Origin of the sequence: Nocardioides faecalis (genome assembly GCF_018388425.1) — a bacterium.
GTDB classification, from domain to species: domain Bacteria; phylum Actinomycetota; class Actinomycetes; order Propionibacteriales; family Nocardioidaceae; genus Nocardioides; species Nocardioides faecalis.
In genome coordinates this window covers 110,759-136,913 of sequence record NZ_CP074406.1, presented here as the reverse complement: position 1 = coordinate 136,913, position 26,155 = coordinate 110,759, and the positions used below count along the sequence as shown (strand labels likewise).

Here is a 26,155-nt window from a genome sequence, read left to right as displayed (position 1 = left end):
CGGGGCAGGCGGGGCGAAGGGGTCGGTTCATCGATCGCCGACCAGACTTCCCGGCTCACCTGCCCTCCACCTTAGCGGTGTCGGTAGGGTCAGGGTCATGGCGATCGACAAGCCCCGCGACGAGCCCACCATCGGGCAGCTGATCAAGGACGCGCAGGCCGACTTCTCGACGGTGATGCGCAAGGAGATCCAGCTGGCGAAGTCGGAGCTGAAGGTCAGCGTGACCGCCGGCGGGATCGGCACGGTCTTCATCGCCGCGGCCGTGTTCCTGCTGCTGCTGGCGGTGATCATGTTCTCCATCGCAGCGGCCTACCTGATCCACTGGAACGGCGACGGCCTCGCCCTGCACTGGGCGTTCCTCATCGTCACCGGCTTCTACGTGCTGCTCGCCGTGCTGCTGGTGCTGCTCGGCATCCGCCGGTTCAAGAAGGTCAAGGCCCCCGAACGCGCCATCGAGCAGGGTCGCGAGATCCCGCGGGCGCTGCGCGGCAAGGCCTGAGCCACCACGACAGGAGCGCGATGGCCCGGCAGTCCGTCGTCGCCAGCCGAGCCGAACAGCTGCTCGGCACCACCGTCGTGGCCACCTCACCGGTGGCCGGCGGTGACATCGCCACCGCCGTCAAGCTGCGGCTGTCGTCGGGCCGGTCCGCGCTGCTCAAGACGCTGAGCAACGCACCGCCGGCCTTCTTCGCCACCGAGGCCGCCGGCCTGCGCCGGCTCGCGGCGACCACTCCCGCGGGCGGCCTGGCCACCCCCGAGGTGCTCGCGGTCGCCGACGACTGCCTCATCCTGGACTGGGTCGAGACCGGACGCCCCAGCGCGGAGGCGGCCGCCTCCTTCGGTCGGGCACTGGCCCGCACCCACCAGTCCGGTGTCGAGCAGCTCGGTGGCGCGCAGTTCGGGGCCGAGCAGGACGGCTACATCGGGCGCCTGCCGATGCTCAACCGGCCGCTGCCGACCTGGCCGGAGTTCTACGCCGAGCGCCGCATCGCCCCCTACCTCAAGGTGCTGCGGGACAAGGCGATCATGACGCCCGCCCAGGTCGCCGCGGTCGAGACCGCCGCCGCCCGTGGTGCCCAGGTCGTCCCCGCCGAGCCGCCCGCGCTGCTGCACGGCGACCTGTGGAACGGCAACGTGCTGTGGACCCGCGAGGACGGCGTGGTGGTGATCGACCCGGCGTCGTACGGCGGGCACCGCGAGGTCGACCTCGCGATGCTGGCCCTCTTCGGGCTGCCCCAGCTCACCCAGGTGATGGCCGCCTACACCGAGGTCGCCCCGCTCGTCCCCGGCTGGGAGGACCGGCTCGGCTTCCACCAGCTCTTCCCGCTGCTGGTGCACGCCTGCCTGTTCGGCGGCCAGTACGGCGCCCGCGCCGCCCAGGTCGCCCAGCGCTACCTCTGAGCGCTCCGCCCGATCCTGACCGGACCCGGACCGGTTTGCGCACCTCTCAGCGCGCGCTCAGGGCCATCGGCCATCATGGACCGGTGACGTCCCGGCCCACGCCTGCTCCCCGCGTGCTCGTCGTCGACGACGACCGGGCCGTGCGGGAGTCGCTGCGCCGGTCGCTGGAGTTCAACGGCTACGACGTCCTCCTCGCCGGCGACGGCGCCGAGGCGCTCACCAGCATCGCCGCGCTCGCCCCGGACGTCGTGGTGATGGACGTGATGATGCCCAAGCTCGACGGGCTGGAGGCGACCCGCGCACTGCGGGCGGCGGGCAACGACGTACCCGTCATCGTGCTGACCGCCCGCGACGCCGTGGGCGACCGGGTCGAGGGCCTCGACGCCGGTGCCGACGACTACCTGACCAAGCCGTTCGCCCTGGAGGAGCTGCTGGCGCGGCTGCGCGCGCTGCTGCGCCGGGCCACCCCGCAGGACGACTCGGAGGAGGAGGAGGTCCTCTCCTTCGCCGACCTCACGATGAACGTCACCACCCGCGAGGTGTGGCGCGGCGAGCGGCACATCGAGCTGACCCGCACCGAGTTCACCCTGCTGGAGATGTTCCTGCGCCGTCCGCGCCGCGTGCTGGACCGCACCTTCATCCTCGAGGAGGTGTGGGGCTACGACTTCCCCACCACCGCGAACTCGCTCGAGGTCTACGTCGGCTACCTGCGGCGCAAGACCGAGGCCGACGGCGAGCCACGGCTGATCCACACGGTGCGCGGGATCGGCTACGTGCTGCGCGCAACCGAGACGTGAGCACCCACCCCACCGGTCCCGTCGCGCCCGGAGCGGGTGCCGGCGCGGGTGCCGGTGCGGACAGCGCCGGGCCGGACAGCCGCTGGCACTACCGCCGTTCGCTGGCGAGCCGGGTGATCTGGTTGACCACGATGGCCGTCGGCATGTCCGTGGCACTGGTCGCCGTCGGCGCCTACCTGACCGCCCGGGTGCAGATGCAGGACGCCCTCGACGCCGAGCTGTTGGACCGCGCACACAAGGCGGCCGCCTCCGACAGCCTGCTGCGTGCCGACCTCAACAACATCCCCTCGTGGGCGCTCGGCGCGGGCGACGTCCGGATCCTCTTCCTCAGCTACAAGGGCGACCAGCGGCCCCTGGACGGTGGGCCCACCCTGGAGATCGGCGAGCCCGAGCGCGAGGTCGCCGAGGGCGAGCGCGACCAGAGCGTGCGCACCATCACCAGTGCCGGCGACCGCTACCGGGTCGTGGCGGTGCCCACCCGGTGGGCCGACCTGTCGCTGGTGATCGGCCAGCCGCTGGAGTCCCAGGACCGCACCCTGGCCCGGCTCGGCTGGGTGACGGTGGCGTTCGGCTTCTTCGGCGTGCTCGCCGCCGGGCTGGGCGGGTGGACCGTGGCCAGCAACGGGCTGCGGCCGGTGCGCCGGCTGACCGCCTCGGTCGAGGACATCGCCCGCACCGAGGACCTCACGCCGCTGCCCGTGGAGGGCGACGACGAGGTGGCGCGACTGGCGACCGCCTTCAACCACATGCTGCTCGCCCTCGACGCCAGCCGCATCCGGCAACGCCAGCTCGTCGCCGACGCCAGCCACGAGCTGCGCACCCCGCTGACCGCGCTGCGCACCAACCTCGACCTGCTGACCATGACCGCGCGCAGCGGCGACGGGCTCGGCGGGCTGCCGCCCCGCGCCCGCGACGAGCTGCTCGACGACGTGCAGGCGCAGATCGAGGAGCTCACCACGCTCATCGGCGACCTCACCGCGCTCGCCCGCGACGAGCCGATGCCGGTGCAGGTGGAGCCCGTCGACCTCGTCGAGGTGATCGACCACGCCACACAGCGGGTCCGCCGCCGCGCGCCGGGCCTCACGTTCGAGGTCTTCACCCGCCCCTGGTGGGTCGTCGGCGAGGCCGCCGAGCTCGAGCGCGCCGTGACCAACCTGCTGGACAACGCAGCCAAGTGGAGCCCCGAAGGAGGCCAGGTGACCGTACGACTCAGCGACGGTGTGCTCACCGTCGACGACCAGGGACCGGGGATCGCGGAGGCCTATCGGGCCAACATCTTCGACCGGTTCTGGCGCACCCCCGACGCCCGCACCATGCCCGGCTCCGGGCTGGGGCTGGCGATCGTGCGTCAGGTCGCCGAACGGCACTCCGGCTCGGTCGAGGCGACCGAGAACGCCAGCGGCGGCGCCCGGCTGGTGCTGCGGCTCCCCGGACGGGCGCGGCGCGATGGCTGAGCGGACCCGGGGACGTCGTACCGCGCTGGCGGGGATGGCCGCCCTCGCCCTGCTCGCCGCCGGCTGCGGCGACGGGGAGGAGGTCGGCGCCAAGCCCGACCTGCCCACCGAGCCGCCCGCGCTGTGGAACCCCTGCGACGCGCTCGACACCGACTTCGTGGCCAAGCAGTTCGGCTCCACCACGACCAAGCAGGCCGGCACGCCCACCTCGCCGGAGTGCCGGTTCGTGCCCGAGGCCGACTCCGGTGAGGCCGTGCTCACCGCGAACTACGTCCTCTTCCCCGGCACCCTGGAGGCCGCCTGGGACAAGATGGGCCAGCCCGACGACGCCGACGTGCGCACGCCGAAGATCGCCCGCGCCGACGACGCCCGCCTCGTGGTCGACCAGACCAAGGAGCAGCTCTACGTCACCGGGTTCGTGCAGAACGGCGACCTGATCCAGCAGGTCGACGTCGCCGACCCCGCGCCGTACGACGCCAAGCGGATCGTGCGCGCCGTGGAGGCCACGCTCACCGTGCTGTCCGCGCACGCGGCCGACAACGACGCCACCCAGCCCAGCGAGTCGCCCAGCAAGTCACCCAGCCCCTCCTCTCAGGGCTGATCGGCTACGGCGTCAGCGCCGCCAGCAGCCGCTCGACCTTCCAGCGGGTCTCGGCGTGCTCGGCGGCGACGTCGCTGGCCACGGTGATCCCGCCGCCGGTGCCGAGGACGTACTCGGTGCCCCCGTCGCTCTCGAGGTCCAGGGCAGCGGCGGGGCCGGCGGTGGCCAGGCTGCGGATGACCACGCCGAGGTCTGCGCGGCCGTCGGCGGCGATCCAGCCGAACGCGCCGCTGTAGACCCCGCGCGGGGTGTCCTCGACGGCGCCGATGACCTGCATCGTGCGCAGCTTGGGCGCCCCGGTCATCGACCCGGCCGGGAACAGCGCCCGCAACGCCGCCACGGTGTCCACCTCGGGCCGCAGCCGGCCGCGCACGGTGGAGACCAGCTGGTGCACCGACGGGTAGGACTCCACCGCCATCAGCTCGGGCACCTGCACGGAGCCGACCTCGCACACCGCGGAGAGGTCGTTGCGCAGCAGGTCGACGATCATCAGGTTCTCGGCGCGGTACTTGGCGTCGTAGGCCAGGTGCTCGCGCGCGGCGGCGTCGGCGGCCGGGGTGGCGCCGCGGGCGGTGGTGCCCTTGATCGGCCGCGCCTGCAGCACCCGGTCGGCGTCGACGGCGGCGTACTGCTCGGGTGAGGAGCTGAGCAGCCACGCCCGCGCCCCGGGCACGTCGTGCTGCAGGAAGCCGCCGTACGGCGCCGGGTTCAGCTCGCGCAGCCGCAGGTAGGCCGCCGCCGGTGCCAGCGGGCTGCGCACCCGCTCCCGGTAGGTCAGGTTGACCTCGTAGGAGTTGCCCGCGTGCAGCTGCTCCTGCACCGCCGCGAACGCCTCCCGATACCGCGAGTTGGGAGTTTCCGTCCCCCGAGTCGTGAGTTTCCGTCCCCCGAGATCACCGGAAGTGCCGACTCGGGGGACGGAAACTCCCAAGTCGGCGAATCGGCTGGGGCGCATCCAGACCGCGTCGGGCAGGTCCGGGTCGGTTGCGGCGGGCAGGTCGGCGCGGGCGGCGTAGCCGAGGTAGCCGAACCAGCGGTCCTCGCGGTGCCCCGCCGCCAGCTCGGAGGCCAGTACGGCGAAGGGGTCGTCACCCACCACCACCGCGGTGCCGCCGGCGTGCCGGGTGACCTCCCGGGAGGTGGCGTCGTAGGTCAGCGAGACGTCGTCGGGCTCGCACCAGGCGAGCGTGCCGGTCCCGGCGCCGGGACCGCCGGGGTCGAGCCACACGCAGCGGGCGTGCTCCGCCTGCACCCGCCGGAACACCTCGACCGCCTCGCCGTCCACGTCGGTGCCCCCGCTCACGAGTGCCCCGCCAGGAAGTTCGCAACCAGCCGGGCACCGTGCTCGCTCAGCACCGACTCGGGGTGGAACTGCACGCCCACGACGGGCAGCGAGGTGTGCGCGACCGCCATCACCAGCCCGGTCGCGGCGTCGGTCGCGGTCACCCGCAGCACCTCAGGCACCTCCAGCGCGGCGAGCGAGTGGTAGCGCACCGCGGTGAAGTCGTCCGGCACACCGGCGAACAGCCCGGTGCCGTCGTGGCGCACGGTGGCGGTGACGCCGTGCCCGGGATCGACCCGCCCCACCCGCCCGCCGTACGACGTCACGATGCCCTGCATGCCCAGGCAGACCCCGAGCACGGGGCGGGTGCCGGCGAGCACGACCTCCCGGCCGACGGCGAAGTCCGCCGGTTCGTGCGGGCTGCCCGGCCCTGGGGACAGCACGACGTGCTCGTGCGCGAGCACGTCGGCGGCCTCGACCTCGTCGTGCTGCACCACGGTGGGCAGCACGCCGGTCACCGACGCCACCAGGTGCACCAGGTTCTGCGTGTAGGAGTCGTGGTGGTCGACGACCACGACGTCCGGGGCGCTCATGGCCGGCTCAGAGCAGGACGGCGGACACCAGGTCGTGCACGATGTCGAAGCCCCGCTCGGTGAGGATCGACTCGGCGTGGAACTGCACGCCCCGGTAGTGCGGGCCGGTGACGGCGTTGACGTCGCCGCTCACCGGGTCGGTGTCGAGGGTGACGCCGGTGGGCAGCACGGTGTCGGCGTCGGGGCGGGCGACGAAGGTGTTGTAGAAGCCGACCTTGGCGGGGCGGCCGTCGAGGAGCACCGTGGCCTGGGTGCCCTGGAAGACGATGTCCTTGTAGACCAGCGGCAGCCCGAGCCGGTGGCACAGCGCCTGGTGGCCCAGGCAGACCGCCAGGAACGGCCGCTCGTTCGCGAGCAGCCAGTCCACGGCCGTGCGGAGCCGGGCGATCTTGGGGTCGGCGTCGTCGCGCGGGTCGCCGGGGCCGGGGCCGACAATGACCAGGTCGGCGTCGAGCAGGGTGGCCAGGTCGCCGCCGTCGACCTGCTCGTGGCGCACCACCCGGCTGCTGATCCCCATCCGGGTCAGCATGTGGCGCAGCATGTTCACGAAGTCGTCCTCGTTGTCGAGGATGACCGCGGTCCGCCCGATCAGCCGCGGGTCGACCGGGTTGCCGGCCTGGTTGGCCAGCCAGAAACCGGAGAGCCGGTTGTTGCGGCCCGCCAGCGCGATCAGGGTCTCCTCGTCGGCGACCAGCTCGGCGACCTCCTCGGGACTCACGGTCGGCGCGGCGGCCGGGGCCTGCGAGCGCAGCCCGAAGGCGGTGAGGATGCCGCCGGCCTTGGCGTGGGTCTCGGCGACCTCGTAGGCCGGCTCGGAGTCGCGGACCAGGGTGGCGCCGGCGGTCACCTTGAGGTTGCCGGCCAGGTCGACGTCGGCGGTGCGGATGACGATCGGGCTGTCCACCACCGGCTCGCCGTCGCCGTCGCGGCCGAACAGCGCCAGCGCGGCGCCGTAGTAGCCGCGGCCCTCCGGCTCGTAGGTCTTGATCAGCTTGCACGCGTTCTCCACCGGCGAGCCGGTGACCGTGGCGGCGTACATGGTGTCGCGCAGCACCTCGCGCACGTCGCGGCTGGTGCGCCCGGCGAGCAGGTACTCGGTGTGGATCAGGTGCGTCATCGGCTTGAGGAACGGGCCGAGCACCTGGCCGCCCTCGGTGCAGATGTCGCACATCATCTTCAGCTCCTCGTCGACGACCATGAAGAGCTCGTAGATCTCCTTCTCGTCGGCGAGGAAGTCGCGCAGCCGGGCCGCGGCGGGGCGGGTCTCCCCGGCCGGCGGACGCAGGTGGAAGGTGCCGGAGATCGGGTTCATCCGCACGTCGCCGCCGTGCACGGAGACGTGGCGCTCGGGGCTGGCACCGATCAGGTAGCGGTCGCCGGTGAAGAACAGGAAGGTCCAGTAGGCGCCGCGCTCGCGCTCGAGCAGCCGGCGGTAGACGGTGAGCGCCACCTCGGCGCTGAAGTCGGCGACCACCGCGCGGTAGGTCCGCCCGATGACCAGGTTGGCGCCCTCGCCCTGCCCGATCTCCTCGTCGATGATCGCGGCGACGATCTTGGCGTACTCGTCGTCGTCGCTGTCGAAGCCACCGGCGTCGGTGAAGGTCACCGGCACCTCGGTGATCGCCTCGACGACCTCCGCCACGGAGAACTCGTGCTCGGCGTCGACGTCGACGACCACCAGCGGGGTGCCGTCGTCGTGCGCCTCGAAGCCACGCTCGGCGACCTGCCGGAACGGTACGGCGACCAGCCGGTCGCAGGTGCGGCCCGGCTCGGGCACCCCGGTCTCCAGCGGGATGTCCATGATCGAGGAGACGACGCTGCGGCTGCCGCCGAGCACGCCGACGGTGTCGCGGTCCCCGGCCCGGGTCGAGCGCCGGATGATCGCCCACGCCTCGTGCTCCCGGACGGCCGCGATGGCCTCGGCGGCGGAGTGCGTGGGACCGGACTGCTCAGACATGGGGCGAAGCCTATGCGGGCCCGCCGGCACGGGCGGCCGTGGTCCGCGCCTCGCCCACGGTGCCCCAGAACGCCCCGGCGCCCGTACGCTCTGCGCCGTGAGCACACCCACCCGGATCCGCCTGGCCACACCTGCCGACACCCCCGGCATCGAGGCCGTGCTGAGCGCCGCCTTCGACGCCGACATCCCGGGCGTCGTGGCGTTCTGGCGCGAGGTCGTCGGCCGTGGCCTGGTGCGTGCCGAGCTGGTCGCCGAGCACGACGGCCGGGTCGTCGGTCACCTCGGCCTGAGCCACGCCTGGCTGGACGCCGAGCCCCGGCTCGTGGACGTCCTGGTGGTGGGCCCGCTCAGCATCGACCCCGAGCACCAGGACCAGGGCATCGGCTCGGCACTCCTCGACGCGGCGCGCACCGAGGGCGCCCGGCAGCTGGCGCCGTACCTGGTGCTGGAGGGCGAGGGTGCCTACTACTGCCGCAAGGGCTTCGTCCCGGCACACACCTACGGTTTGCTGCCGCCCTCGGACCGGGTGGCGGGCGACGACTTCCTGGCCTCGGCGCTGGAGACCCGGGAGCCGTGGATGCACGGGCGGGTCGTCTACCACGACCTGTGGTGGGAGAGCGACGCGATCGGGCTGTTCCAGCCCGCCTGAACCGCGCTCGGTCGCCCCGGCCCGGGAACGCCTCAGATCAGGCGCCTCAGATCAGGCCGGGGACGAGCTCCCCGACCACCGGCAGCACCGGGACGCAGGTCAGCTTCCGAGCGTTCTTCGGGTCCAGGGTGTTGAGCACGATCCGGGCCACGTTGCGGCTGGAGACGATCTGCAGGTGGTCCGAGAGGTCCTGGGGGCACACGTCCTGCAGGACGTAGTTGCGCGCCCCGGGCAGGATCCCGTTGGTGTAAGGGATCACCAGCTCGTCGATCCGGGTGACGATGCTGGTGTAGCTCACGCCCTTCTGCATGAGGCCGCCCTCGTGCAGCTGGCGGACGAACTGCGACTTCGGCGAGAACTGCAGGCACGCCTGGCAGACGGGCACCTGCTCCGGCGCCAAGATCCCGTTGAGCAGCCGCTCGAACAGCACCGGCAGGTTGGTGCCGCCGAACGCGGAGCCGAGCCCGATGAAGTGGTGCACCTTCTTCGCCCCGCCGAGGTACTTCAGGTACCAGTTCGGCATCAGGCTGCCCTCGGAGTGCCCGACCAGGTCGACCTTGCCGGCCCCCGTCGCCTTGAGCACCTTGTCGACGAACACCTTCAGCTCGCCGGCGCTGGCGCGCATGTCGCCGACACCGCCGAGCAGGTTCACCGGCACGACGTCGGCGGCGACGCCGTACGTGAGCGCGAAGACGCAGTAGCCCTCGTTCTTGAGCAGCGGCCCGAACGTCGGCCAGTTGGTGGCGCGGTTGCCGGCGAAGCCGTGCACCAGCACCACCGGACGGGGGTGCGCCTTCGACGGCTTGCAGCTCCAGTCGTTGGTGCCCGCCGCGTTGGCACCGGGCAGCCCGTTGAGCAGCGCGCCCGGCACGAACCCGTAGGGCACCGGCAGCGGCTCGGGCGCCGCGGAGGCGCGTGGGGCGGCCAGGGTGAGCGTGGCCAGCAGCGCCACGGCGGTGACGAGCACGCCTGCCAGCAGGCCGGCAGGACGGGCGGCAGGACGGGCGGCAGGACGGGTGGCGGTACGTCGGCTCAGGCGCTCCATGCAGGACCAACGAGGCCCCTGGGACGAGGTGACGAGACTGCTTCCGCGATCGGGTCCCATTCGGCCGCAGACCGACTTATGGTGGATGTCCGGCGCCTCGCGCCGGACCGTCGAGCGGCCCTTCGTCCCGGGGAGGCCGGCGGGTGGGAGGGAGCGTGCCGCCTCGGCGGCGGGGCGTCTGGAAGGAACATCGTGCGGCGCGATCTCGGGCGTCCGGCCGTCGGCCGGACCATGTTGGGCACCCTGGTGGCCCGGACCGTCCTCGGCGCGAGTCTCGCGACGTTGCTCGGTGTCGGCGCCGCCTCCTCCTCCGGCTCCGACGCGAGCCTGGCCGTCCCGCCGCCGCACAGCCGCGACGCGGAGACCCCGGACACCTCCGCCGCCCGGGAGCCGGACGCCTCCACGCTCAGCGACGTCTCGTCGCTGACACCGGTCGCCTTCCGTGTCGCCAGCTCTCCCCCGGCGTTGGGCGACCTGCCCGTGGCCACGCTGGGCGCCTACCAGCGCGCGGAGGCGATCATGAGCCAGGCCGACCCCGGCTGCCACCTGGACTGGATGCACCTGGCCGCGGTCGCCGCGGTCGCCACCGACCACGGTCGCAGCGGCGGCGGCAGCTTCGACGCCCAGGGGCGGGTCAGCCCTGCCCTCTACGGGCCCGTGCTGCGTCACGCCGGCGGCGCCGAGGACGGCAAGGCGGTGCCCGACAGCGACCAGGGCCGGATCGACGCCGACCCGCGCCATGACCGCGGCGCCGGACCTTTCCTGCTGCCCCCGGCCCTGTGGACCGTCGTCGGGGTGGACGCCGACGACGACGGCACCCGCGACCCCCAGGACCTCGACGACGCCGCGCTGGCCGCGGGCGTGGTCCTGTGCAGCGCCGGCGGCGACCTCTCCGCGCCGGCGGAGGTGTCCTCTGCACTGGGTCGCCTGAACGCCTCCCCCCGCTTCCCCGCCATGGTCCGCGGCGCCCGCACCACCCTCGAGGAGCAGCTGACCCTGCCGCCGATCGCCGCCGCCGGCCCGCTGGCCGACGCGTGGCCGATGCCCACGGTGATCGTGTCGGCACGACGCCTCCCAGGGCTGGGCCCGGACGCCGTGCAGAAGGGCTGGGCGAGGGACCCGAGCCTCCGCTCGTTCGTCCCCGCGACCCCGCCGGCCACCCCGCCTGCCACCGGCTCGGCCACGCCGACCGCACCCGTCACCCCCACGCCCACGGTCACCCCCACGGCCACGCCCACCGGCACCCCCACGCCCGTGGTGCCGACCGAGCAGCCCACGGCGGAGCCGACCGGGGAGCCTTCTGATCAGCCCACTGACCAGCCCACTGATGAGCCCGCCGACCAACCGTCGGACCAGCCGTCGGATGAGCCCTCCGAGAAGACCTCGGAGCAGCCGTCCCAGAAGCCGAGCGGGAAGCCGAGCGGGAAGCCGAGCGGGAAGCCGGCGGGCGACCCGAAGCCGAACCGGAAGCCTCGCGACGAGTGCGTCAGCGACGCCCCGAGCACCTCGGCGAGCCCGAGCACGACCACGCCTGCCCCGAGCACCACCGCGGCGGCGGAGAGCCCCACCGCGGATCCCGACGAGGACGACAAGTCCGACAAGGATGTCCAGACGGACGAGGAGGACCCCTGCGGTCCCGCCGGCAAGGCCGACGAGGACGAGCAGGACGGCCCTGAGGCGCCCTGAGCGGCCCCTGAGGGCGCCCGCAGGCGTCCTCAGCTGATGGTGGTCAGCAGCTGCGTCGCGCGGGTCAGGACGACGTACAGCGTGGCCCGCCCGGTCGCGGACTCGTCCTCGATCTCCTGGGGACGGACGACGACGATGCCGTCGAACTCCAGCCCCTTGGTGTCGAGCCCGGTCAGCACCACGACCCGGTCCTCGCCCGAGGGCGTGGTCGCGGAGTCGACGGCCGCGGCGCGGGCGCCGGGCGCGTCCTGGGCGAGCTCGGGCCAGGACGCGAGCCAGGCGTTGACCTCGCTGCGCCGCGCGACCGGGACCACGATGCCGACGGTGCCGCTGACGGCGCCGGCCAGCTCGAGCACGGCCTCCCGGGTGGCGGCCTCCAGCTGGGCGGAGCCGGCCCCCGGGCCGAGGACGACGTCCTTGGGCTCCGCCCCGGTGCGTCGTACGGCGTCGGGCAGGTCCGCGTCGAGGCCGACCCGCTGGGCGTAGGCGGCGGCGTGGGCGTAGATCTCGGCGGAGTTGCGGTAGTTGGTCGACAGGTGGAACTCGTGGACCTGCTTGCGGTCGAGGGCCTCGGCGCGGGCGGCGGCGGCCTCGGCGGGCTCGGGCCACGACGACTGCGCGGGGTCGCCGACGATGGTCCACGACGCGGTGCGGCCGCGGCGCCCGACCATGCGCCACTGCATCGGGGTGAGGTCCTGGGCCTCGTCGATGAGCACGTGGGCGTAGCCGTCGTCCTCGATGCTGTTGGTCGGCGGGCGCCACCCGCGCCCGGAGGAGAACTCGCGGTCGGCGGCGGTCATCAGCTCGTTGATGTCGACGGCGCCCTCGATGAGCGCCATCGGGTCGTCGCGCTCGTCCTCGGTGCGGGCGGGCACGTCGCCGAGCGCGTAGCGCAGCTCGTCGAGCAGCGGCACGTCCTCGATGGAGATCTGCGGGGAGATCGGGCGGTTCGGGTCCAGGGTGCTCCACGACTTGGCGAGGAGTCGCTGCTCCTCGCCGCTGAGCAGGCCGTCGGCGATCCGGGCGAGCAGCTCGCCCTCGCGCAGCCAGCACAGCACGGCCGGGGCGTCCAGCGGCGGCCACCAGGCGGCGGCGAACTCCAGGAAGTCCGGGCGCGAGAGCATGTCGTCGTTGAACCGCTCGCGGCCCTGCTCGCGCCCGCGCTCGCCGCGGACCTGACGCCACAGGGCGTCCAGCAGCGCCTGCGCGACCCGGGGCACCTGCTTGTTGCGCATGCCCTGCGACATCAGCTGGCGGCGGATCTGGCCCAGCTTGCCGCGGTCCAGCACGAGCCGGTCGTCACGCCAGAACACCCGGAACTCGGTCGGGCTGCCCGGGGCCTGCTGGCGGGCCAGGCGGCGCATCAGCTCCGCCATCCGGGCGCTGCCCTTGACGTCGGCCACCGCGGGCTCGTCGTGGCGGGTGGCGCGGACCTCGTTGACCACCTCGCCGAGGCTGCGCAGCGCGACCGCGGTCTCGCCGAGGGAGGGCAGCACCCGCTCGATGTAGCGCATGAAGACCCCCGAGGGGCCGACGACGAGCACGCCTCCGCGCTCGTAGCGCTGCCGGTCGCTGTAGAGCAGGTAGGCCGCGCGGTGCAGCGCGACCACGGTCTTGCCGGTGCCGGGGCCGCCGGAGATGGAGACCACGCCGCGCGAGGGCGCCCGGATCGCCTTGTCCTGCTCGGCCTGGATGGTGGCCACGATCGAGTGCATGGAGCGGTCCCGGGCCCGGGAGAGCTGCGCCATCAGCGCGCCCTCGCCGATGATCGGCAGCTCGCGGCCCTGCTCCTCCGCGGCGGCGAGGCCCTCTGCGTCGAGCAGCTCGTCCTCGACGCCCACGACGCTGCGCCCGGCGCTGCGCAGCACCCGGCGGCGCAGCACCTGCTGGGGGTCGGCCGCCGTGGCCTGGTAGAAGACCGCGGCCGCCGGGGCGCGCCAGTCGATCAGCAGCGAGTTGCGGTCCCCGTCGCGCAGGCCGATCCGGCCCACGTAGCGCGGCGCGGGGTCCAGCGCGGCGTCCATGTCGAGGCGGCCGAAGACCAGGCCCTCGTGGGCGGCGTCGAGCTGGGCGATCCGCTTGGCCGCCTGGAAGACCATCGCGTCGCGCTCCACCAGGCCGCCCTCGTGGCCCAGCCGACCCCGGGAGTGCCCTTCGCGGGCCAGCTCCGCCGCCGCACTGGCAGCGTGCTCCATCTGGGCGTAGACCCGGTCGACGAAGGCCTGTTCCGCCGCGACCTCGCGCTCCACCAGTTCGTCTGTCACCGACGTGACCCCTCGCCCGTCCACCGTCCGCTCGAGGCAGTGCCTCGAGACGCTGCCGCGCGCTGCGGCAAGCACTCAACTCTACTAGGGGCGTCGGGTGTATGAATGGAAGTGGCTTCGCAAACCCGAGGGGGGTCCGAATGAGCGAACCGCCGACACACGCAACCCGCAAGCCCAACCGCCGCGGGGTGGCAGCCCGAGAGAAGCTTCTCGCCACCGCTATGACGATGGCCTCCACCGGCCGTCCCGAGACCGTCTCCATCAACCTGGTCGCGAAAGAGGCCGGGCTGTCCTGGGGCTCGGTGCAGAACCTGTTCGGGGACTCCGACGGGTTCTGGGCCGCGGTGGTCGAGAGGATCCTGCGCGACGCCCCGGGATGGTGGGCCGAACCCGTGGCCGAGACCGTCGCCGGACGGGTCGCGGAGGTCGTCGACTTCTACAACGAGACGCTGGGCTCGCCGTACACGGTGGCGTTCGAGACCATCCGCGACGGCCTGCCCCGACCACGCAGCGCCCTGGAGGTCTCCCACCCGCGCACCGCGGCGGCGCTCTCGGAGCTGGAGGTGGCCTGGACCAAGGGGTTCCTCACCTACTTCGCGGGCCTCGACGTGGACCAGGAGCAGGCGCTCGACGTGGCCACGCTGCTGATCATCGCCGTCCGCGGGCTGCGCGACGAGGAGACCTACGGGCACCACGCCGACCTGGACCGGCTCCGGTCGACCCTGATCACGGCGATGTCGTCGCACCTGGGGTCGCCGCCCGGCTCGCCACCCGGGCTGCCGCCCGCGATCGGCCCGCTCTGAGCCACCCTCAGGCGAGCAGCTCCCGCACCGGGCCGAGGACGTCGTCGCCGAACCGGGCGACGCCCTCGAGCTTCGCCTCCAGCGGTGCGTCCTGGCGCTCGTAGTACATCCAGGGCACCGTCATCGTCATCGTCACCCCGCCGCGGCGGGCGCGCACGAAGTCCTCGGGCCGCATGCCGTCGAGGAGCGCGGAGACGACCTCGAACGGCTGCTCGGGGTCGTCGGGATCCCGGCCGGCCTCGACACGCAGGGCGCGCAGCCGCTGCGCGACCTCGATCGCGTCGTCGATCTTCGCCATGTCGCCCACCCAGCCGTCGTGCCGGGCGGCGCGGCGCATCGCCACCTCGCTGAGCCCGCCCACCCACACCGGCACCCGGCGCGGCGGGGTGGGGTTCATGGTGAGCCGCTCGCAGCGGTAGAACTCGCCGGCGAACTCCGTCCAGCCCGGCTCCCACAGCGCGCGCATCAGCGCCAGCGCCTCGTCGGTACGACGCCCGCGGGTGGCGAAGTCCTGCTCGAGCAGCTCGAACTCCTCGCGGCACCAGCCCACCCCGACGCCGAGCGCCACCCGGCCGCCGGACAGCGCGGACGCCGTACCGACGGCCTTGGCGACGGTGAACGGGTTGCGCATCGCGGCGACGTAGATGGAGGTGAAGAACTGCAGCCGGGTGGTCGCCTGGGACAGCGCGCCGATGGTGACCCACGGGTCCGGCCAGTCGGCGTCGGTGCTCCAGCGACGCTCGCCGGAGGAGGTGTAGGGGTATGGCGTCGCGACCGTCTCCAGGTCGACCACGTGGTCGGCGAGGCACAGCGCCCGGAAGCCCGCCTCCTCGGCGGCGCGGGCGAGCGGGACGAGCTGCTCGAGCGGCTGGTAGGCGACCACCATCGCGAAGTCCACGCGACCACCCTAGGCGAGAAGGTAGAACAGGTTCTATGTTCTCCTGTCTCCTCGCTCCCGGGTCCATCGGCACGATGCGGCTGCGGAACCGGCTCGTGATGTCGCCGATGGAGACGATGTACGGCACCCCTGCCGGCCACCCGTCGGAGCGCACGGTGGCGCACTTCGCCACCCGCGCCGCCGGCGGGGTCGGCCTGGTCACCGTCGGCGCGACCGGGATCGACCCGCAGCACCCCGAGACGCCCGGTGGCCTGCAGATCGGTGAGGACGCCGCCGTGCCCGCGCACCGGCGGCTCGTGGAGGCGGTGCACGACCTCGGCGCGAAGATCCAGCCGCAGATCGTGCACGCCGGCCCGGACGGGCTGGGCCCGGAGATGTACGGCGTGACCTCGCTCGGCCCGTCGGTGATCGGCTCCTACCTGACCGGGCGGCCCTCGACCGAGGCGAGCAAGGAGCAGATCGCGGCGATCCTGGACCAGTTCCGAGCCGCCGTCCTCCGCGTGCGCGAGGCCGGGTACGACGGCATCGAGCTGCACGCCGCGCACGGCTACATGTTCCTCGGCTCCTTCCTGGCCCCGCAGCGCAACCGGCGCACCGACCGCTACCGGGGCTCTTCGGTGGAGGGCCGGATCCGGGTGGTGCTGGAGGCGTTGACCGCCATCCGCGCCGAGGTGGGCGCCGACTTCCCGATCACGCTGCGGATCTCCGGCTACGAGCGGGTCGCCGGCGGCCGGCCGATCCACGACACCGCCACCATCGCCCCGCTGCTCGTCGAGGCCGGCGTCGACGCCTTCCACGTCTCCGGTGGCGTGATCGACCGGCTGGTCACCGGCATGGTGAACGGAGCCGACGACGGCGACGGGCTCAACGTGGGCGCCGCCGCCGCGGTCCGCGAGGCCGTGGACGTGCCCGTGATCGCGGTCGGCCGGCTGCACGACCCGGCGCTGGCCGAGCAGGTGCTGGCCGAGGGTCGCGCCGACTTCGTCGCCCTGGGCCGCCCGCTGCTCGCCGACCCCGACCTGCCCCGCAAGCTCGCCGGCTGGGGCGGTGGGCCGGCGCGGGTGCGGCGCTGCATCTCGTGCGAGAACTGCATCGACACCCTGGAGGAGAAGCTCGCCGCCGAGTGCGCGGTGAACCCGTTCACCGGGCACGAGCGGGAGCTGGCCGCCCTGGCGCCCGGGAGCGGGGGTGTCGGCGTCGTGGGCGGCGCCGGCTCGGCGGGGCGGCGTCGGGTGGTGGTGCTCGGTGGCGGACCGGCCGGGATGGAGACGGCCCGGCTGGCGGCCGGCGCCGGCCACGAGGTGACCCTGCTGGAGCAGGGCCGGTGCCTCGGCGGCGCCCTGGTCGCGGCCTGCGCGGTGCACCCGGAGAACCGGCCTTACCTGGACTGGCTGCTCGCCGAGGTCGACCACGCCGGCGTGGACGTGCGGCTCGGGGTGGATGCGGACGCCGCGACCGTCGCCGCGACCGTCGCCGCACTCGCGCCCGACGTGGTCGTCGCGGCGACCGGGGGCCGGGTCGTGCTGCCGCAGCTACCCGGCGCCGACCTGCCGCACGTGCACCGCGGGCTGGATGGCCTGGCCGGGGGCGGGCTGGATGGCCTGGCCGGGGGCGGGCTGGGCCCCGACGCGCTGCCGGTGGGCCGGCGGGTGGTCGTGCTCGGCGGCCGGTTGGCGGCGGTGGAGCTCGCCGAGACGCTGGCCCGCGCGGGTCGGCTGGTCGCGCTGCTGCACACCGGCGACGAGGTCGCGACCGAGGTCGGTGCGAAGCGGCGCACCGAGCACATGGACCGCCTCGACGCGCTCGGCGTCACCGTGCACGTGGGCTGTGTGGTCGAGGCGATCACCCCGGACGGCGTGCGGTACGTGCCGGCACACGGCCGGCCCCGCGACCTGCCGGCCGACGCCGTGGTGCTCGCCGGGGACGTCGTACCGGACGAGGGGGTGGGCGAGGCTCTGCGGACAGGGCTGGCGCAGGCGGGCCTGGACGTCGCGGTGCACACGGTGGGCGACGCGGCGCTCGGGCTGGGCCTCATCCGGGGGGCCACAGCGGGTGCGGCCCGCCTCGTCGCCGCGCTCTAGCCTGGTCCCCATGAGCGAGCTGCGCCGTGTCGCCGTCTTCTGCGGGTCCGCGCCGGGCCACGACGCCTCGCTGGTCGAGGCGGCGTACGACGTGGGCCGCGGGCTGGCCCAGCGCGGGCTGGGCCTGGTGTACGGCGCCGGCGGGCACGGCCTGATGGGCGCGGTCTCCCAGGGCGCCCTGGACGCCGGGGGCGAGGTGATCGGGGTGATCCCGCGGTCGATGGTGGAGCGGGAGTGGGGCCGGAGCGACCTCACCGAGCTGCACGTGGTCGAGACGATGCACGAGCGCAAGGCGCTGATGGCCGAGCTGGCCGACGGCTTCCTGTGCCTGCCCGGCGGCCTCGGCACGCTGGAGGAGATCGTCGAGGTGTGGAGCTGGCGCCAGATCGGCTTCAACGACGACCCGGTCTGCTTCTACGACACCAAGGGCTTCTGGCAGCCGCTGCTCGGCGCCCTGCAGGGCCTCGTGGACGCCGGCTTCGTGCGCCAGGACGTGCTCGACGACGTGGTCGTCGCCGACGACCTCGACACCGCGCTGGCGGGCCTCGCCGAGCGCGCCGGCGCCACCTTCGTCGACAAGCTCCGCGGCACCTGACGCCGAATCCCCCTCTGGGGCCCGCCGAATCCCCCGTGGTGGTCCGCCGAATCCCCCGTGGTGGCTCGCCGAATCTCCCCTTGTGGTCCGCCGAATCTCCCCTTGTGGTCCGCCGAATCACCCCTGGTGGCTCGCCGAATCACCCGTGGTGGCCGCCCGAGCCTGCCGTCACTTCTTGCGTGACAAGAACGCCTTCATCGCCTCACGGGCCTCGGCGGAGCCGAACAGCCGGGCGCTGAGCTCGATCATCTCCTCGGCGCCGGCGTCGATCCGGGCCAGCAGGTCCGCGGACAGCAGCCGCTTGGTCTCCCGCAGGCCCTGGGGTGCACCGGTGGCCAGCTGGCCGACGACCTCGTCGACCTTCGCGGCCAGCTCGTCCGCGGGTACGGCGAGCGTGACCAGGCCGTACTCGGCCGCCTGCGCGCCGGTGAACACCTCGCCGCCGAGCGCGGTCAGCGCCAGGCCGCGCGGGGTGAGCCGCGGGAAGACGGTCAGCGAGATGACCGCGGGCGTCAGACCAAGCTTCACCTCGGTCAGCGCGAACGTGGCGTCCTCGGCGACGATCGCGACGTCGGCGGCGGCGACGATCCCGATCCCGCCGGCGCGAGCCGCACCCTCGACCACGACGACGACCGGCTTGCCGGCGGCCACGATCGCCCGCTGCACGCCGACGATCGCCCGCGCACCCTCGTGCATCGGCACCGTCGAGGCCTCCGACAGGTCCGCCCCGGAGCAGAACACCCGGCCCGAGGAGACGAGCGTGATCACCCGTACGGCGTCGTCCGCGTCGGCCGTCGCCAGCCGGTCGGCCAGCTCGGTGACCAGCTGCTTCGACAGCGCGTTGCGGTTGTGCGGGGAGTCCAGCGTGATCGTCGCGACGCCGTCGGCGACGTCGAGGTGGACCAGCTCGGCAGGGGCGTCGGTCATGCGGTCATCCTGCCGTGTGGGCGTCTCCTACCGCGTCCCGCTCCGCCGAGGACGTCGTACGACGCGGTGACCACAACGGGCGACTCGACCAACCACAACGGGTGATTCGGCGAACCACCGGGTGATTCGGCGAGCCACAAGGGGAGATTCGGCGGGGAGGGGGTGGGCTCAGTCGCCGTGGATCGGCTGCTTGGGCAGCCGCTTCACCCGCGCCCGCCGGCTGCGGCGGGCGGGGATCATGGAGCGCATCTCCTCCAGCTTGCCGAAGCACAGCAGCCGGTCCTCGGCCTCCAGCACGTGGTGCGGGAAGGGGTTGGGGACCACCGTGGTGCCGCGGTGCAGGGTGAGCACGGAGATGTCGCGCTCGCGCAGGCCGGAGTCGCCGATGCTCTTGCCGACCAGGTCGGCGTCGCCGTGCACGACGATCTCCGCGACGCCGTACCCGGTGGAGACGCTGAGCCGCTCGCGGACGTCGATCTGCGGGAAGGCGACCTGGTTGTCGATGTAGTCGATGATCGCGCCGGCCACGTCGAGCTTGGTGGCGGTCTCGATGCCCTCCAGGCCGGGCGAGGAGTTCACCTCCATCACCAGCGGTCCGTCGTCGCCCTCGAGCATGTCGACGCCGGCGACCTTGAGCCCCATGATCTGCGCGGCGCGGACGGCGACGCGCTCGTACTCGGGGTCCAGCTCGACCTTCTCCACCGATCCGCCGCGGTGCACGTTGGAGCGGAACTCATCGCCCTGCGCGACGCGCCGCATCGCGGCGACCACCCGGTCGCCGACGACCAGCGCCCGGATGTCGCGGCCCTTGCTCTCGACGACGAAGCGCTGGATGAGCACGTTCTGCTTGGTGGACTGCAGCGTCTCGATGATCGCCTCGGCGACCTTGATGTCGGGCGCCAGGATCACCCCGATGCCCTGGGTGCCCTCGAGCAGCTTGATCACCACCGGCGCACCCCCGACCCGCTCGATCGCCGGGATCACGTCGGCGCGGTCGCGCACGAACGTGGTGGGCGGCATCCCGATGTTGTGCCGGGACAGGATCTGCGAGGCCCGCAGCTTGTCGCGGGAGTTGGCGATGCCGTTGGCGGTGTTCGGCGTGTAGACGTCCATCTGCTCGAACTGGCGCACCACGGCGGTGCCGAAGTACGTGATCGAGTTGCCGATCCGGGGCAGCACGGCGTCGTAGTCGCTCAGCTGCTTGCCCCGGAACTGCAGGTCGGGCTCGTCGCCGGACAGGTCGATCGCGAACCGCAGCGTGTTGAGGACCTTGACCTGGTGCCCCCGGTCGAGGGCGGCGGTGCGCAGGCGCTGGGTGCTGTAGGACCGCGGGGCGCGGGAGAGGATTCCGAGCTTCATTCCTGACCTGTGACTGGGTGGGTCGGCTGGGTCTGCCGGTTGGGGGGCGGCGGCTGGGCGGGGCGGCTGGATCGGCCGGGCGGGCGGGGTCGGCCGACGAGGATTGCGGTGCCTGCTTGGATGTCAGTCGTGCCCAGCCCTCATTCAAGCAGGCAGCCCGATGCCCCGGTCGTGGCCGGCTGGCGTGAGTGGGTGAGCTTGCCGGGATGGGGTGTCGGGCACGTCAAGGCCAAGCTCGACACCGGTGCCCGTTCCTCTGCCCTTCATGCCTTCGACCTCGTCGAGACCGAGCGCGACGGTGTCGACTGGGTGCGGTTCTCGGTGCACCCGTGGCAGCGCTCGGACGCCGACGCGGTGCAGGTCGAGTGCCCCGTGCACGACCGCCGCGTCGTGAAGTCCTCCACCGGCCACGCCCAGGAGCGGGTGGTCGTCCTCGTCGACGTCGAGCTCCTCGGCCGCCAGGTCGCCACGGAGATGACGTTGACCCGCCGCGACGAGATGGGATTCCGGATGCTGATCGGCCGCGAGGCGCTGCGCCAGGGGTTCCTGGTCGACGCCGGCCGGTCCTACCTGGGCGGTCGCCCGCCCCGGCGGGTACGACGCCGCAACCGAGGCCGGGAGGCATGAGCACCCCGCGCCGCGGCCGGCCCCGCGAGTCGTTCGCGATCGGCAACGTCCGGGTCCGTGCCGGCTCGACCAAGGAGGTCGAGCTGCCGATCACCCGCCTGGTCACCGGCGGCGACGTCAGCCTGCCGGTGCGGGTGATCCACGGCCGCGAGCCCGGCCCGACCGTGTGGGTCAACGCCGCGGTGCACGGCGACGAGGTGCTCGGCGTGGAGGTGATCCGGCGGGCCGTGGCCACGCTCTCGGCCAAGGAGCTGCGCGGCACCCTGGTCGCCGTACCGGTGGTGAACGTGCTGGGGTTCATGACCGGCGACCGGTACCTGCCGGACCGCCGCGACCTGAACCGCTCCTTCCCCGGCTCCGCGCGCGGGTCGCTGGCCAGCCGGATCGCGCACCTGTTCATGACGGAGGTGGTCCGCAAGTGCGAGGTCGGCATCGACCTGCACACCGCCTCGGACCGGCGCGCCAACCTGCCGCAGATCCGCGCCGACCTGGACGACCCCCGCACCCGCGAGCTGGCCGAGGCGTTCGGCGCGCCGCTGATGCTGCACGCCAAGCTGCGCGACGGCTCGCTGCGCCAGGCCGGTCGGGAGGCGGGCGCGACCGTGCTGCTCTACGAGGCCGGGGAGGCGCTGCGCTTCGACGAACACCCGATCACCGTCGGCGTCGAGGGCGTACGACGGGTGCTGGCCGCGCTGGGGATGATCGACCCCCTGCCGCCGGGGCCCGCGCCGGAGCGGGCACCCGTCGCAGCGCGCAGCAGCGGCTGGGTGCGCGCCCGCGGCACCGGGATCCTGCACCTGGAGGTCGGCCTCGGCGAGCAGGTCGAGGCCGGTCAGCGCCTCGGCGGCCTGTCGGACACCTTCGGTCGCCGGGTGCGGCTGGTGCACGCCGACCGCGCCGGCATCGTGATCGGGCTGACCACCGCCCCGATCGTCAACGCCGGCGACGCGCTGGTGCACGTGGCGACCCCGGACTGACAGACGCACCGCTTCCCAAGCGAATCTGTCGAGATTTCGCGGATTCTCGACGAATTCGCTTGGGAGGCGGTCCCATCCAGCCTGCGGGTCGGTGACGAACCCTCCCCATGAGGACACGTCGGCTCGTCCGGTCACTGCGCCACCTCGTCTGGGCGGCGTACGGCGTCCTCGCGACCCTGGTGGGCATCGGGCTGGCACACGCGGTGGCGGCGTTCGGCGACCCGGCGACCTCACCCGTGCTGGCGGTCGGCTCCGCGGTGATCGACCGCACGCCGACACCGATGAAGGAGTGGGCGATCCGCACCTTCGGCAGCGCCGACAAGGTGGTGCTCGTCGGGTCGGTGATGCTCGGCGTGCTGGTGCTCTCCGCGCTGGCGGGCCTGCTCGCGCGACGCCGACCGTGGCTCGGCGCGGCCGGGCTGCTGGTGCTGGTCGCGCTCGCTGCCGGCGCCGTGCTCGAGCGCCCCGAGGTGGGCGCCCTCGACCTGTTGCCGAGCCTGGTCGCGGCGATCACCGGCCCGCTCACCCTGCTCGTCCTCGCCCGGCTGCACCGCGCCGCGACCAACCCCAGCATCGCCACGACCGCCACCGCCCCGACCACCGACCCGAGCGCCACCGACCCGAGCGCCACCGACACGAGCACCGACCCCAGCACCACCGACACGACCAGCACCAAGACCCCCACCAGCACCAGCACCAGCACCAGCGCCAGCCGCCGCCACCTGCTGCTCGGCGTCGGCGTGGCCACGGCGCTGGCCGCGGTCGGCGGCGTCACCGGCCGCATCGTCGGCCGGCTCCGGCTCCGCCCGGAGGACGTCACGCTGCCGGCGGCCACCGACCGCGCGCCGACGCTGCCCCGCGGCCTGGACGACCAGGTCGACGGGATCACGCCGTTCCGCACCCCGAACGGCGACTTCTACCGCGTGGACACCCGGCTCGACGTACCGATCCTGTCCGCCGACGACTGGACCCTGCGCATCGACGGCGACGTGGAGCGGGAGGTGACGCTGACGTTCGACGACCTGCTGGAGATGGACCTCGTGGAGCGCGACATCACGCTGACGTGCGTGTCCAACAGCGTCGGCGGCCCCTACGTGGGCGGCGCCCGCTGGCTCGGCGTGCGCCTCGTCGACGTGCTCGCCCTCGCGGGCATCGCGAACACGAAGGCGGACCAGATCCTGTCCACCGACGTGGACGGGATGACGATCAGCACCCCGCTGGAGCCGGCCACCGACGGCCGCGACGCACTGATCGTGGTCGGCATGAACGGCCGTGCGCTGCCGCGTGAGCACGGGTTCCCGGTGCGGATGGTGATCCCCGGCCTCTACGGCTTCGTCAGCGCCACCAAGTGGCTGCGCCGGCTGACGCTGACCACGTACGCCGAGCGGGAGGCGTACTGGACGAAACGCGGCTGGGCCAAGGACGCCCCGATCAAGACCTCCGCCCGGATCGACACGCCGCGCGCGCTGGCGAAGCTGGACGCCGGGGACGTCGTGGTCGGCGGCGTCGCGTGGGCCCAGGCCCGGGGCGGGGTCACCGGCGTGCAGGTGCGCATCGACGGCGGCGAGTGGTTCGCCGCCCAGCTGGGCCCGGAGGCGAACGACTCCTACTGGCGCCAGTGGTTCGTGCGCTGGCCGGCCGAGCCCGGGTCGCACCGGATCGCCGTACGTGCCCTGGCCGGGGACGGCAGCGAGCAGAGCGGGGAGCGGGCCGAGCCCTATCCCAGCGGATCCAGCGGCCTGCACGAACTGCTGGTCACCGTCGGCTGAGCGGCGGTGGAGAAAAAACCTGTGATCCACCCCATCCGGTTCACCGACGACGTCGAACCACCAGAGAACGCAGCAGAACCCAGCAGGACCCGCAGAGAACCCGGCGATACCCGCCACCTCGATCGGAAGGCATCACCATGAAGCTGCACACCCTTCGCCGCAACGCCGGCATCGCCACGGCCGTCCTCGCCCTGTCCCTCTCGTTCGCCGCGTGCGGCAGCGAGGACGACGGCAACGACAGCGCCAGCTCCAGCAAAAGCTCGGAGAGCTCCGAGTCCCCCAGCGACGACATGAGCTCCGAGAGCTCCGACATGGGCGCAGACCCGGCCGCCCAGGTGTTCGGCGACGGCTGCGACGCGCTGCCCACCGACGGCAAGGGCTCGCTCAAGGGCATGGTCTCCGACCCGGTCGCCACCGCCGCCAGCAACAACCCGCTGCTGTCCACCCTGGTCACCGCGGTCACCTCGATCGACGGCCTGCCGGACACCCTGAACTCCGCCGAGGAGCTGACGGTGTTCGCGCCCACCAACGACGCGTTCGCCGAGATCCCCGAGGCCGACCTCAACGCGCTGGTCAAGGCCGGCCAGGAGCAGGGCCAGGAGAGCGACCTGTACAAGATCCTCGCGCACCACGTGGTCGGCAAGAACGCCGACAAGGACGCCGTCGTCGGGGACCACACCACGCTCGCCGAGGACAAGATCACCGTCGAGGGCGACGCGGAGTCCGGCATGACCGTCACCGACGGCACCGTCACCGCCAAGGTGGTGTGCGGCAACATCCCGACCGCCAACGGCACCGTCTACGTGATCGACAAGGTCCTCACCGGAGTCAAGTGACCCTCCGCCGACCTGAGCCGGCGCGAGCGATTCGCCACTGTTGACACGACGCGGAAGGATCACACCCATGGATCCGGTCCCCGACGACCCGGCCGGCGTCCCCTCACGGGGGACGCCGGCCGGCGTCTCCCCTCCGCCGGGCGAGCTGGGCGACCTGCTCCGGCTCTCCGCGCGCGGCGACCAAGCGGCGTTCGCCACGGTGTACGACGCCACCGCCGCCCGGGTGCACGGCCTCGTGCTCCGCGTGGTCCGCGACCGCGCGCAGGCCGAGGAGGTCACCCAGGAGGTCTACCTCGAGGTCTGGCGCCAGGCCAGCCGGTACGACGCCGCCCGGGGATCCGCGCTGTCGTGGCTGATGACGATCGCGCACCGCAAGGCCGTCGACCGGGTGCGGGCTGCGGAGGCCGCCACCCGCCGCGACGAGAACTACCACCACAGCCACCAGGTGCCCGCCCACGACGCCACCGCGGAGGCCGCACACGCCTCCCTGGAGGCGCGCCGGGTCCGCACCGCCCTCACCCAGCTCACCGATGTGCAGCGTGAGGCGATCCAGCTGGCGTACTTCGGTGGCTACACCCACACCGAGGTCGCCACCCTGCTCGACCTTCCGGTGGGCACCGCCAAGACCAGGATCCGCGACGGACTGATCCGGCTGCGCGACGCGATCGGAGTGGGCCGATGACCGATCAGATCGACACCTGGGGAGGAGACGACGTGCACGCCCTGTCGGGTCCTTACGCCCTCGACGCCCTCGAGCCGGCTGAGATGGACCGTTTCGAGGCCCACCTGCAGCGCTGCACGGACTGTCGCGCGGAGGTGGACAGCCTGCGCGAGGCCGCGGCGCTGCTCGCCACCGACGAGGTCGCGCCGCCGCCGTCAGTGCGTGACGCCGTGCTCTCCTCCATCACCACGATCCGACCGCTGCCGCCGCTGCCCGCATCGCCCGACGGCTCCGAGGACGACCCCGACCCGCTGCCCGCGGCGGCCGGACCCGACCGGACGCCCCGTGCGCCCCGTGCGCCCGGTGCCGGCGGTACCGGCGGTGCCGGTGGTGGGGACGGGACCGTGGTCCCGCTGCGTGCCTCCCGCTGGCGCCGGCTCGGCCTGCTGGGGGCGGCTGCCGCCGTGCTCGTGGCCGCCGCCGTGGGCGGGCTGTGGCTCAAGCCGTGGGCCGACGACGGCCGGGACGAGACCGTGACGCGCCTGACCGCTGCCGAGCAGGTGCTGGCCGCGCCGGACGCCACCCGGGTGGAGCAGCGCTTCCCCGACGGCGCGGTGGCCACCGTCGTGCTCTCCCGCGACCTCGGTCGCGCGGTGATCGTCACCGAGGACATGCCGTCCGCGCCGGAGGGCAAGGACTACGAGGTGTGGCTGGAGACGCCCGCCGGCGACATGGTGAAGGCGGGCCTGATGCCCGACGTGCAGGACACCACGCTGATCCTCGACGGCGACGCCTCCGAGGCCACCGGCGTCGGGATCACGGTGGAGCCCGACGGTGGCTCGAAGCGGCCGACCAGCGACCCGATCGCCTACTTCTCGCTGTCCTGAGGACCG

Annotated in this window: 24 protein-coding genes; 16 read left to right on the top strand and 8 right to left on the bottom strand. The window is 73.4% G+C overall.

What is annotated here, in order from left to right:
* Nucleotides 1–97 precede the first annotated feature (97 nt).
* The 5 genes from KG111_RS00610 to KG111_RS00590 all read left to right on the top strand — a co-directional run bounded on the left by KG111_RS00610 (nucleotide 98) and on the right by KG111_RS00590 (nucleotide 4,253).
* Nucleotides 98–499: a phage holin family protein gene (locus tag KG111_RS00610; protein WP_205291138.1), complete on the top strand. Its 402-nt coding sequence runs from the start codon at nucleotides 98–100 to the stop codon at nucleotides 497–499.
* A gap of 20 nt (nucleotides 500–519) precedes the next feature.
* Complete coding sequence (locus KG111_RS00605; protein WP_205291139.1) at nucleotides 520–1,401, top strand: fructosamine kinase family protein; 882 nt, start codon at nucleotides 520–522, stop codon at nucleotides 1,399–1,401.
* An 83-nt stretch (nucleotides 1,402–1,484) separates the two neighbouring features.
* Nucleotides 1,485–2,198 (top strand): response regulator transcription factor, encoded by a 714-nt coding sequence (locus KG111_RS00600; protein WP_205291140.1) that lies wholly within the window; start codon nucleotides 1,485–1,487, stop codon nucleotides 2,196–2,198.
* Nucleotides 2,195–3,652, top strand: coding sequence for a sensor histidine kinase (locus tag KG111_RS00595; protein ID WP_249666234.1), 1,458 nt, complete (start codon nucleotides 2,195–2,197; stop codon nucleotides 3,650–3,652). The genes KG111_RS00600 and KG111_RS00595 overlap by 4 nt, the downstream gene beginning before the upstream one ends.
* Nucleotides 3,645–4,253: a hypothetical protein gene (locus tag KG111_RS00590; protein ID WP_205291141.1), complete on the top strand. Its 609-nt coding sequence runs from the start codon at nucleotides 3,645–3,647 to the stop codon at nucleotides 4,251–4,253. Before KG111_RS00595 ends, KG111_RS00590 begins: the two co-directional genes overlap by 8 nt.
* A 4-nt stretch (nucleotides 4,254–4,257) precedes the next feature.
* On the opposite strand, the gene KG111_RS00585 is transcribed toward KG111_RS00590, so the two are convergent.
* Genes KG111_RS00585 through KG111_RS00575 form a run of 3 tightly spaced genes read right to left on the bottom strand, consistent with a single transcriptional unit; the run spans nucleotide 4,258 to nucleotide 8,085 of the window.
* Nucleotides 4,258–5,556, bottom strand: coding sequence for an anthranilate synthase component I family protein (locus KG111_RS00585; protein ID WP_249666233.1), 1,299 nt, complete (start codon nucleotides 5,554–5,556; stop codon nucleotides 4,258–4,260).
* The gene (locus tag KG111_RS00580; RefSeq protein ID WP_205291142.1) at nucleotides 5,553–6,128 is read right to left on the bottom strand and encodes an anthranilate synthase component II; all 576 of its coding nucleotides are present in this window, start codon (nucleotides 6,126–6,128) and stop codon (nucleotides 5,553–5,555) included. Before KG111_RS00580 ends, KG111_RS00585 begins: the two co-directional genes overlap by 4 nt.
* A 7-nt stretch (nucleotides 6,129–6,135) precedes the next feature.
* Complete coding sequence (locus tag KG111_RS00575) at nucleotides 6,136–8,085, bottom strand: anthranilate synthase family protein (protein ID WP_205291143.1); 1,950 nt, start codon at nucleotides 8,083–8,085, stop codon at nucleotides 6,136–6,138.
* A gap of 97 nt (nucleotides 8,086–8,182) precedes the next feature.
* Between KG111_RS00575 and KG111_RS00570 the strand changes: the two genes are divergently transcribed.
* The gene (locus KG111_RS00570; RefSeq protein ID WP_205291144.1) at nucleotides 8,183–8,734 is read left to right on the top strand and encodes a GNAT family N-acetyltransferase; all 552 of its coding nucleotides are present in this window, start codon (nucleotides 8,183–8,185) and stop codon (nucleotides 8,732–8,734) included.
* A 46-nt stretch (nucleotides 8,735–8,780) separates the two neighbouring features.
* On the opposite strand, the gene KG111_RS00565 is transcribed toward KG111_RS00570, so the two are convergent.
* Nucleotides 8,781–9,779: an esterase/lipase family protein gene (locus tag KG111_RS00565; protein WP_205291145.1), complete on the bottom strand. Its 999-nt coding sequence runs from the start codon at nucleotides 9,777–9,779 to the stop codon at nucleotides 8,781–8,783.
* A gap of 192 nt (nucleotides 9,780–9,971) precedes the next feature.
* On the opposite strand from KG111_RS00565, the gene KG111_RS00560 reads away from it, so the two are divergent.
* Nucleotides 9,972–11,465: a hypothetical protein gene (locus KG111_RS00560; RefSeq protein ID WP_205291146.1), complete on the top strand. Its 1,494-nt coding sequence runs from the start codon at nucleotides 9,972–9,974 to the stop codon at nucleotides 11,463–11,465.
* 29 nt (nucleotides 11,466–11,494) lie between these two features.
* Here KG111_RS00560 and KG111_RS00555 read toward each other — a convergent pair whose 3' ends face one another.
* On the bottom strand, nucleotides 11,495–13,729 hold the full coding sequence (locus KG111_RS00555) for a HelD family protein (protein ID WP_205291147.1): 2,235 nt from the start codon (nucleotides 13,727–13,729) through the stop codon (nucleotides 11,495–11,497).
* Nucleotides 13,730–13,956: 227 nt separating this feature from the next.
* Between KG111_RS00555 and KG111_RS00550 the strand changes: the two genes are divergently transcribed.
* The gene (locus KG111_RS00550; RefSeq protein ID WP_205291148.1) at nucleotides 13,957–14,532 is read left to right on the top strand and encodes a TetR/AcrR family transcriptional regulator; all 576 of its coding nucleotides are present in this window, start codon (nucleotides 13,957–13,959) and stop codon (nucleotides 14,530–14,532) included.
* Between the two features lie 7 nt (nucleotides 14,533–14,539).
* Here the strand turns inward: KG111_RS00550 and KG111_RS00545 are convergent, their stop codons facing one another.
* Nucleotides 14,540–15,430 (bottom strand): TIGR03619 family F420-dependent LLM class oxidoreductase, encoded by an 891-nt coding sequence (locus tag KG111_RS00545; RefSeq protein WP_205291149.1) that lies wholly within the window; start codon nucleotides 15,428–15,430, stop codon nucleotides 14,540–14,542.
* Between the two features lie 35 nt (nucleotides 15,431–15,465).
* Between KG111_RS00545 and KG111_RS00540 the strand changes: the two genes are divergently transcribed.
* Both KG111_RS00540 and KG111_RS00535 read left to right on the top strand, forming a co-directional pair.
* Complete coding sequence (locus tag KG111_RS00540; RefSeq protein WP_205291150.1) at nucleotides 15,466–17,511, top strand: oxidoreductase; 2,046 nt, start codon at nucleotides 15,466–15,468, stop codon at nucleotides 17,509–17,511.
* 10 nt (nucleotides 17,512–17,521) lie between these two features.
* Nucleotides 17,522–18,106 carry an LOG family protein gene (locus KG111_RS00535; RefSeq protein ID WP_205291151.1) on the top strand — a complete coding sequence of 195 codons (585 nt, stop codon included), beginning with the start codon at nucleotides 17,522–17,524 and terminating at the stop codon, nucleotides 18,104–18,106.
* Between the two features lie 168 nt (nucleotides 18,107–18,274).
* On the opposite strand, the gene KG111_RS00530 is transcribed toward KG111_RS00535, so the two are convergent.
* Nucleotides 18,275–19,033, bottom strand: coding sequence for an enoyl-CoA hydratase-related protein (locus KG111_RS00530; RefSeq protein ID WP_205291152.1), 759 nt, complete (start codon nucleotides 19,031–19,033; stop codon nucleotides 18,275–18,277).
* Nucleotides 19,034–19,201: 168 nt separating this feature from the next.
* On the bottom strand, nucleotides 19,202–20,392 hold the full coding sequence (locus tag KG111_RS00525) for a RimK family alpha-L-glutamate ligase (protein ID WP_205291153.1): 1,191 nt from the start codon (nucleotides 20,390–20,392) through the stop codon (nucleotides 19,202–19,204).
* A gap of 120 nt (nucleotides 20,393–20,512) precedes the next feature.
* On the opposite strand from KG111_RS00525, the gene KG111_RS00520 reads away from it, so the two are divergent.
* The 6 genes from KG111_RS00520 to KG111_RS00495 all read left to right on the top strand — a co-directional run bounded on the left by KG111_RS00520 (nucleotide 20,513) and on the right by KG111_RS00495 (nucleotide 26,149).
* Nucleotides 20,513–21,019: an ATP-dependent zinc protease family protein gene (locus KG111_RS00520; RefSeq protein ID WP_205291154.1), complete on the top strand. Its 507-nt coding sequence runs from the start codon at nucleotides 20,513–20,515 to the stop codon at nucleotides 21,017–21,019.
* Nucleotides 21,016–21,996 carry a succinylglutamate desuccinylase/aspartoacylase family protein gene (locus KG111_RS00515; protein ID WP_205291155.1) on the top strand — a complete coding sequence of 327 codons (981 nt, stop codon included), beginning with the start codon at nucleotides 21,016–21,018 and terminating at the stop codon, nucleotides 21,994–21,996. The genes KG111_RS00520 and KG111_RS00515 overlap by 4 nt, the downstream gene beginning before the upstream one ends.
* 107 nt (nucleotides 21,997–22,103) lie before the next feature.
* The gene (locus tag KG111_RS00510) at nucleotides 22,104–23,765 is read left to right on the top strand and encodes a molybdopterin-dependent oxidoreductase (RefSeq protein ID WP_205291156.1); all 1,662 of its coding nucleotides are present in this window, start codon (nucleotides 22,104–22,106) and stop codon (nucleotides 23,763–23,765) included.
* Nucleotides 23,766–23,902: 137 nt separating this feature from the next.
* On the top strand, nucleotides 23,903–24,601 hold the full coding sequence (locus tag KG111_RS00505) for a fasciclin domain-containing protein (protein ID WP_205291157.1): 699 nt from the start codon (nucleotides 23,903–23,905) through the stop codon (nucleotides 24,599–24,601).
* Between the two features lie 67 nt (nucleotides 24,602–24,668).
* Nucleotides 24,669–25,283 carry an ECF RNA polymerase sigma factor SigK gene (gene sigK / locus KG111_RS00500; protein ID WP_205291158.1) on the top strand — a complete coding sequence of 205 codons (615 nt, stop codon included), beginning with the start codon at nucleotides 24,669–24,671 and terminating at the stop codon, nucleotides 25,281–25,283.
* On the top strand, nucleotides 25,280–26,149 hold the full coding sequence (locus KG111_RS00495) for an anti-sigma factor (protein WP_205291159.1): 870 nt from the start codon (nucleotides 25,280–25,282) through the stop codon (nucleotides 26,147–26,149). The genes sigK and KG111_RS00495 overlap by 4 nt, the downstream gene beginning before the upstream one ends.
* Nucleotides 26,150–26,155 lie beyond the last annotated feature (6 nt).

Bases quoted from the DNA above. Each gene is read 5' to 3' on its own strand.
- KG111_RS00495 (WP_205291159.1), top strand. From the start codon at position 25,280: ATGACCGATCAGATCGACACCTGGGGAGGAGACGACGTGCACGCCCTG.
- KG111_RS00515 (WP_205291155.1), top strand. From the start codon at position 21,016: ATGAGCACCCCGCGCCGCGGCCGGCCCCGCGAGTCGTTCGCGATCGGC.
- KG111_RS00510 (WP_205291156.1), top strand. From the start codon at position 22,104: ATGAGGACACGTCGGCTCGTCCGGTCACTGCGCCACCTCGTCTGGGCG.
- sigK (WP_205291158.1), top strand. From the start codon at position 24,669: ATGGATCCGGTCCCCGACGACCCGGCCGGCGTCCCCTCACGGGGGACG.
- KG111_RS00540 (WP_205291150.1), top strand. From the start codon at position 15,466: ATGTTCTCCTGTCTCCTCGCTCCCGGGTCCATCGGCACGATGCGGCTG.
- KG111_RS00520 (WP_205291154.1), top strand. From the start codon at position 20,513: ATGTCAGTCGTGCCCAGCCCTCATTCAAGCAGGCAGCCCGATGCCCCG.
- KG111_RS00530 (WP_205291152.1), bottom strand. From the start codon at position 19,033: ATGACCGACGCCCCTGCCGAGCTGGTCCACCTCGACGTCGCCGACGGC.
- KG111_RS00610 (WP_205291138.1), top strand. From the start codon at position 98: ATGGCGATCGACAAGCCCCGCGACGAGCCCACCATCGGGCAGCTGATC.
- KG111_RS00575 (WP_205291143.1), bottom strand. From the start codon at position 8,085: ATGTCTGAGCAGTCCGGTCCCACGCACTCCGCCGCCGAGGCCATCGCG.
- KG111_RS00590 (WP_205291141.1), top strand. From the start codon at position 3,645: ATGGCTGAGCGGACCCGGGGACGTCGTACCGCGCTGGCGGGGATGGCC.
- KG111_RS00535 (WP_205291151.1), top strand. From the start codon at position 17,522: ATGAGCGAGCTGCGCCGTGTCGCCGTCTTCTGCGGGTCCGCGCCGGGC.
- KG111_RS00605 (WP_205291139.1), top strand. From the start codon at position 520: ATGGCCCGGCAGTCCGTCGTCGCCAGCCGAGCCGAACAGCTGCTCGGC.
- KG111_RS00580 (WP_205291142.1), bottom strand. From the start codon at position 6,128: ATGAGCGCCCCGGACGTCGTGGTCGTCGACCACCACGACTCCTACACG.
- KG111_RS00565 (WP_205291145.1), bottom strand. From the start codon at position 9,779: ATGGAGCGCCTGAGCCGACGTACCGCCACCCGTCCTGCCGCCCGTCCT.
- KG111_RS00505 (WP_205291157.1), top strand. From the start codon at position 23,903: ATGAAGCTGCACACCCTTCGCCGCAACGCCGGCATCGCCACGGCCGTC.
- KG111_RS00550 (WP_205291148.1), top strand. From the start codon at position 13,957: ATGGCCTCCACCGGCCGTCCCGAGACCGTCTCCATCAACCTGGTCGCG.
- KG111_RS00525 (WP_205291153.1), bottom strand. From the start codon at position 20,392: ATGAAGCTCGGAATCCTCTCCCGCGCCCCGCGGTCCTACAGCACCCAG.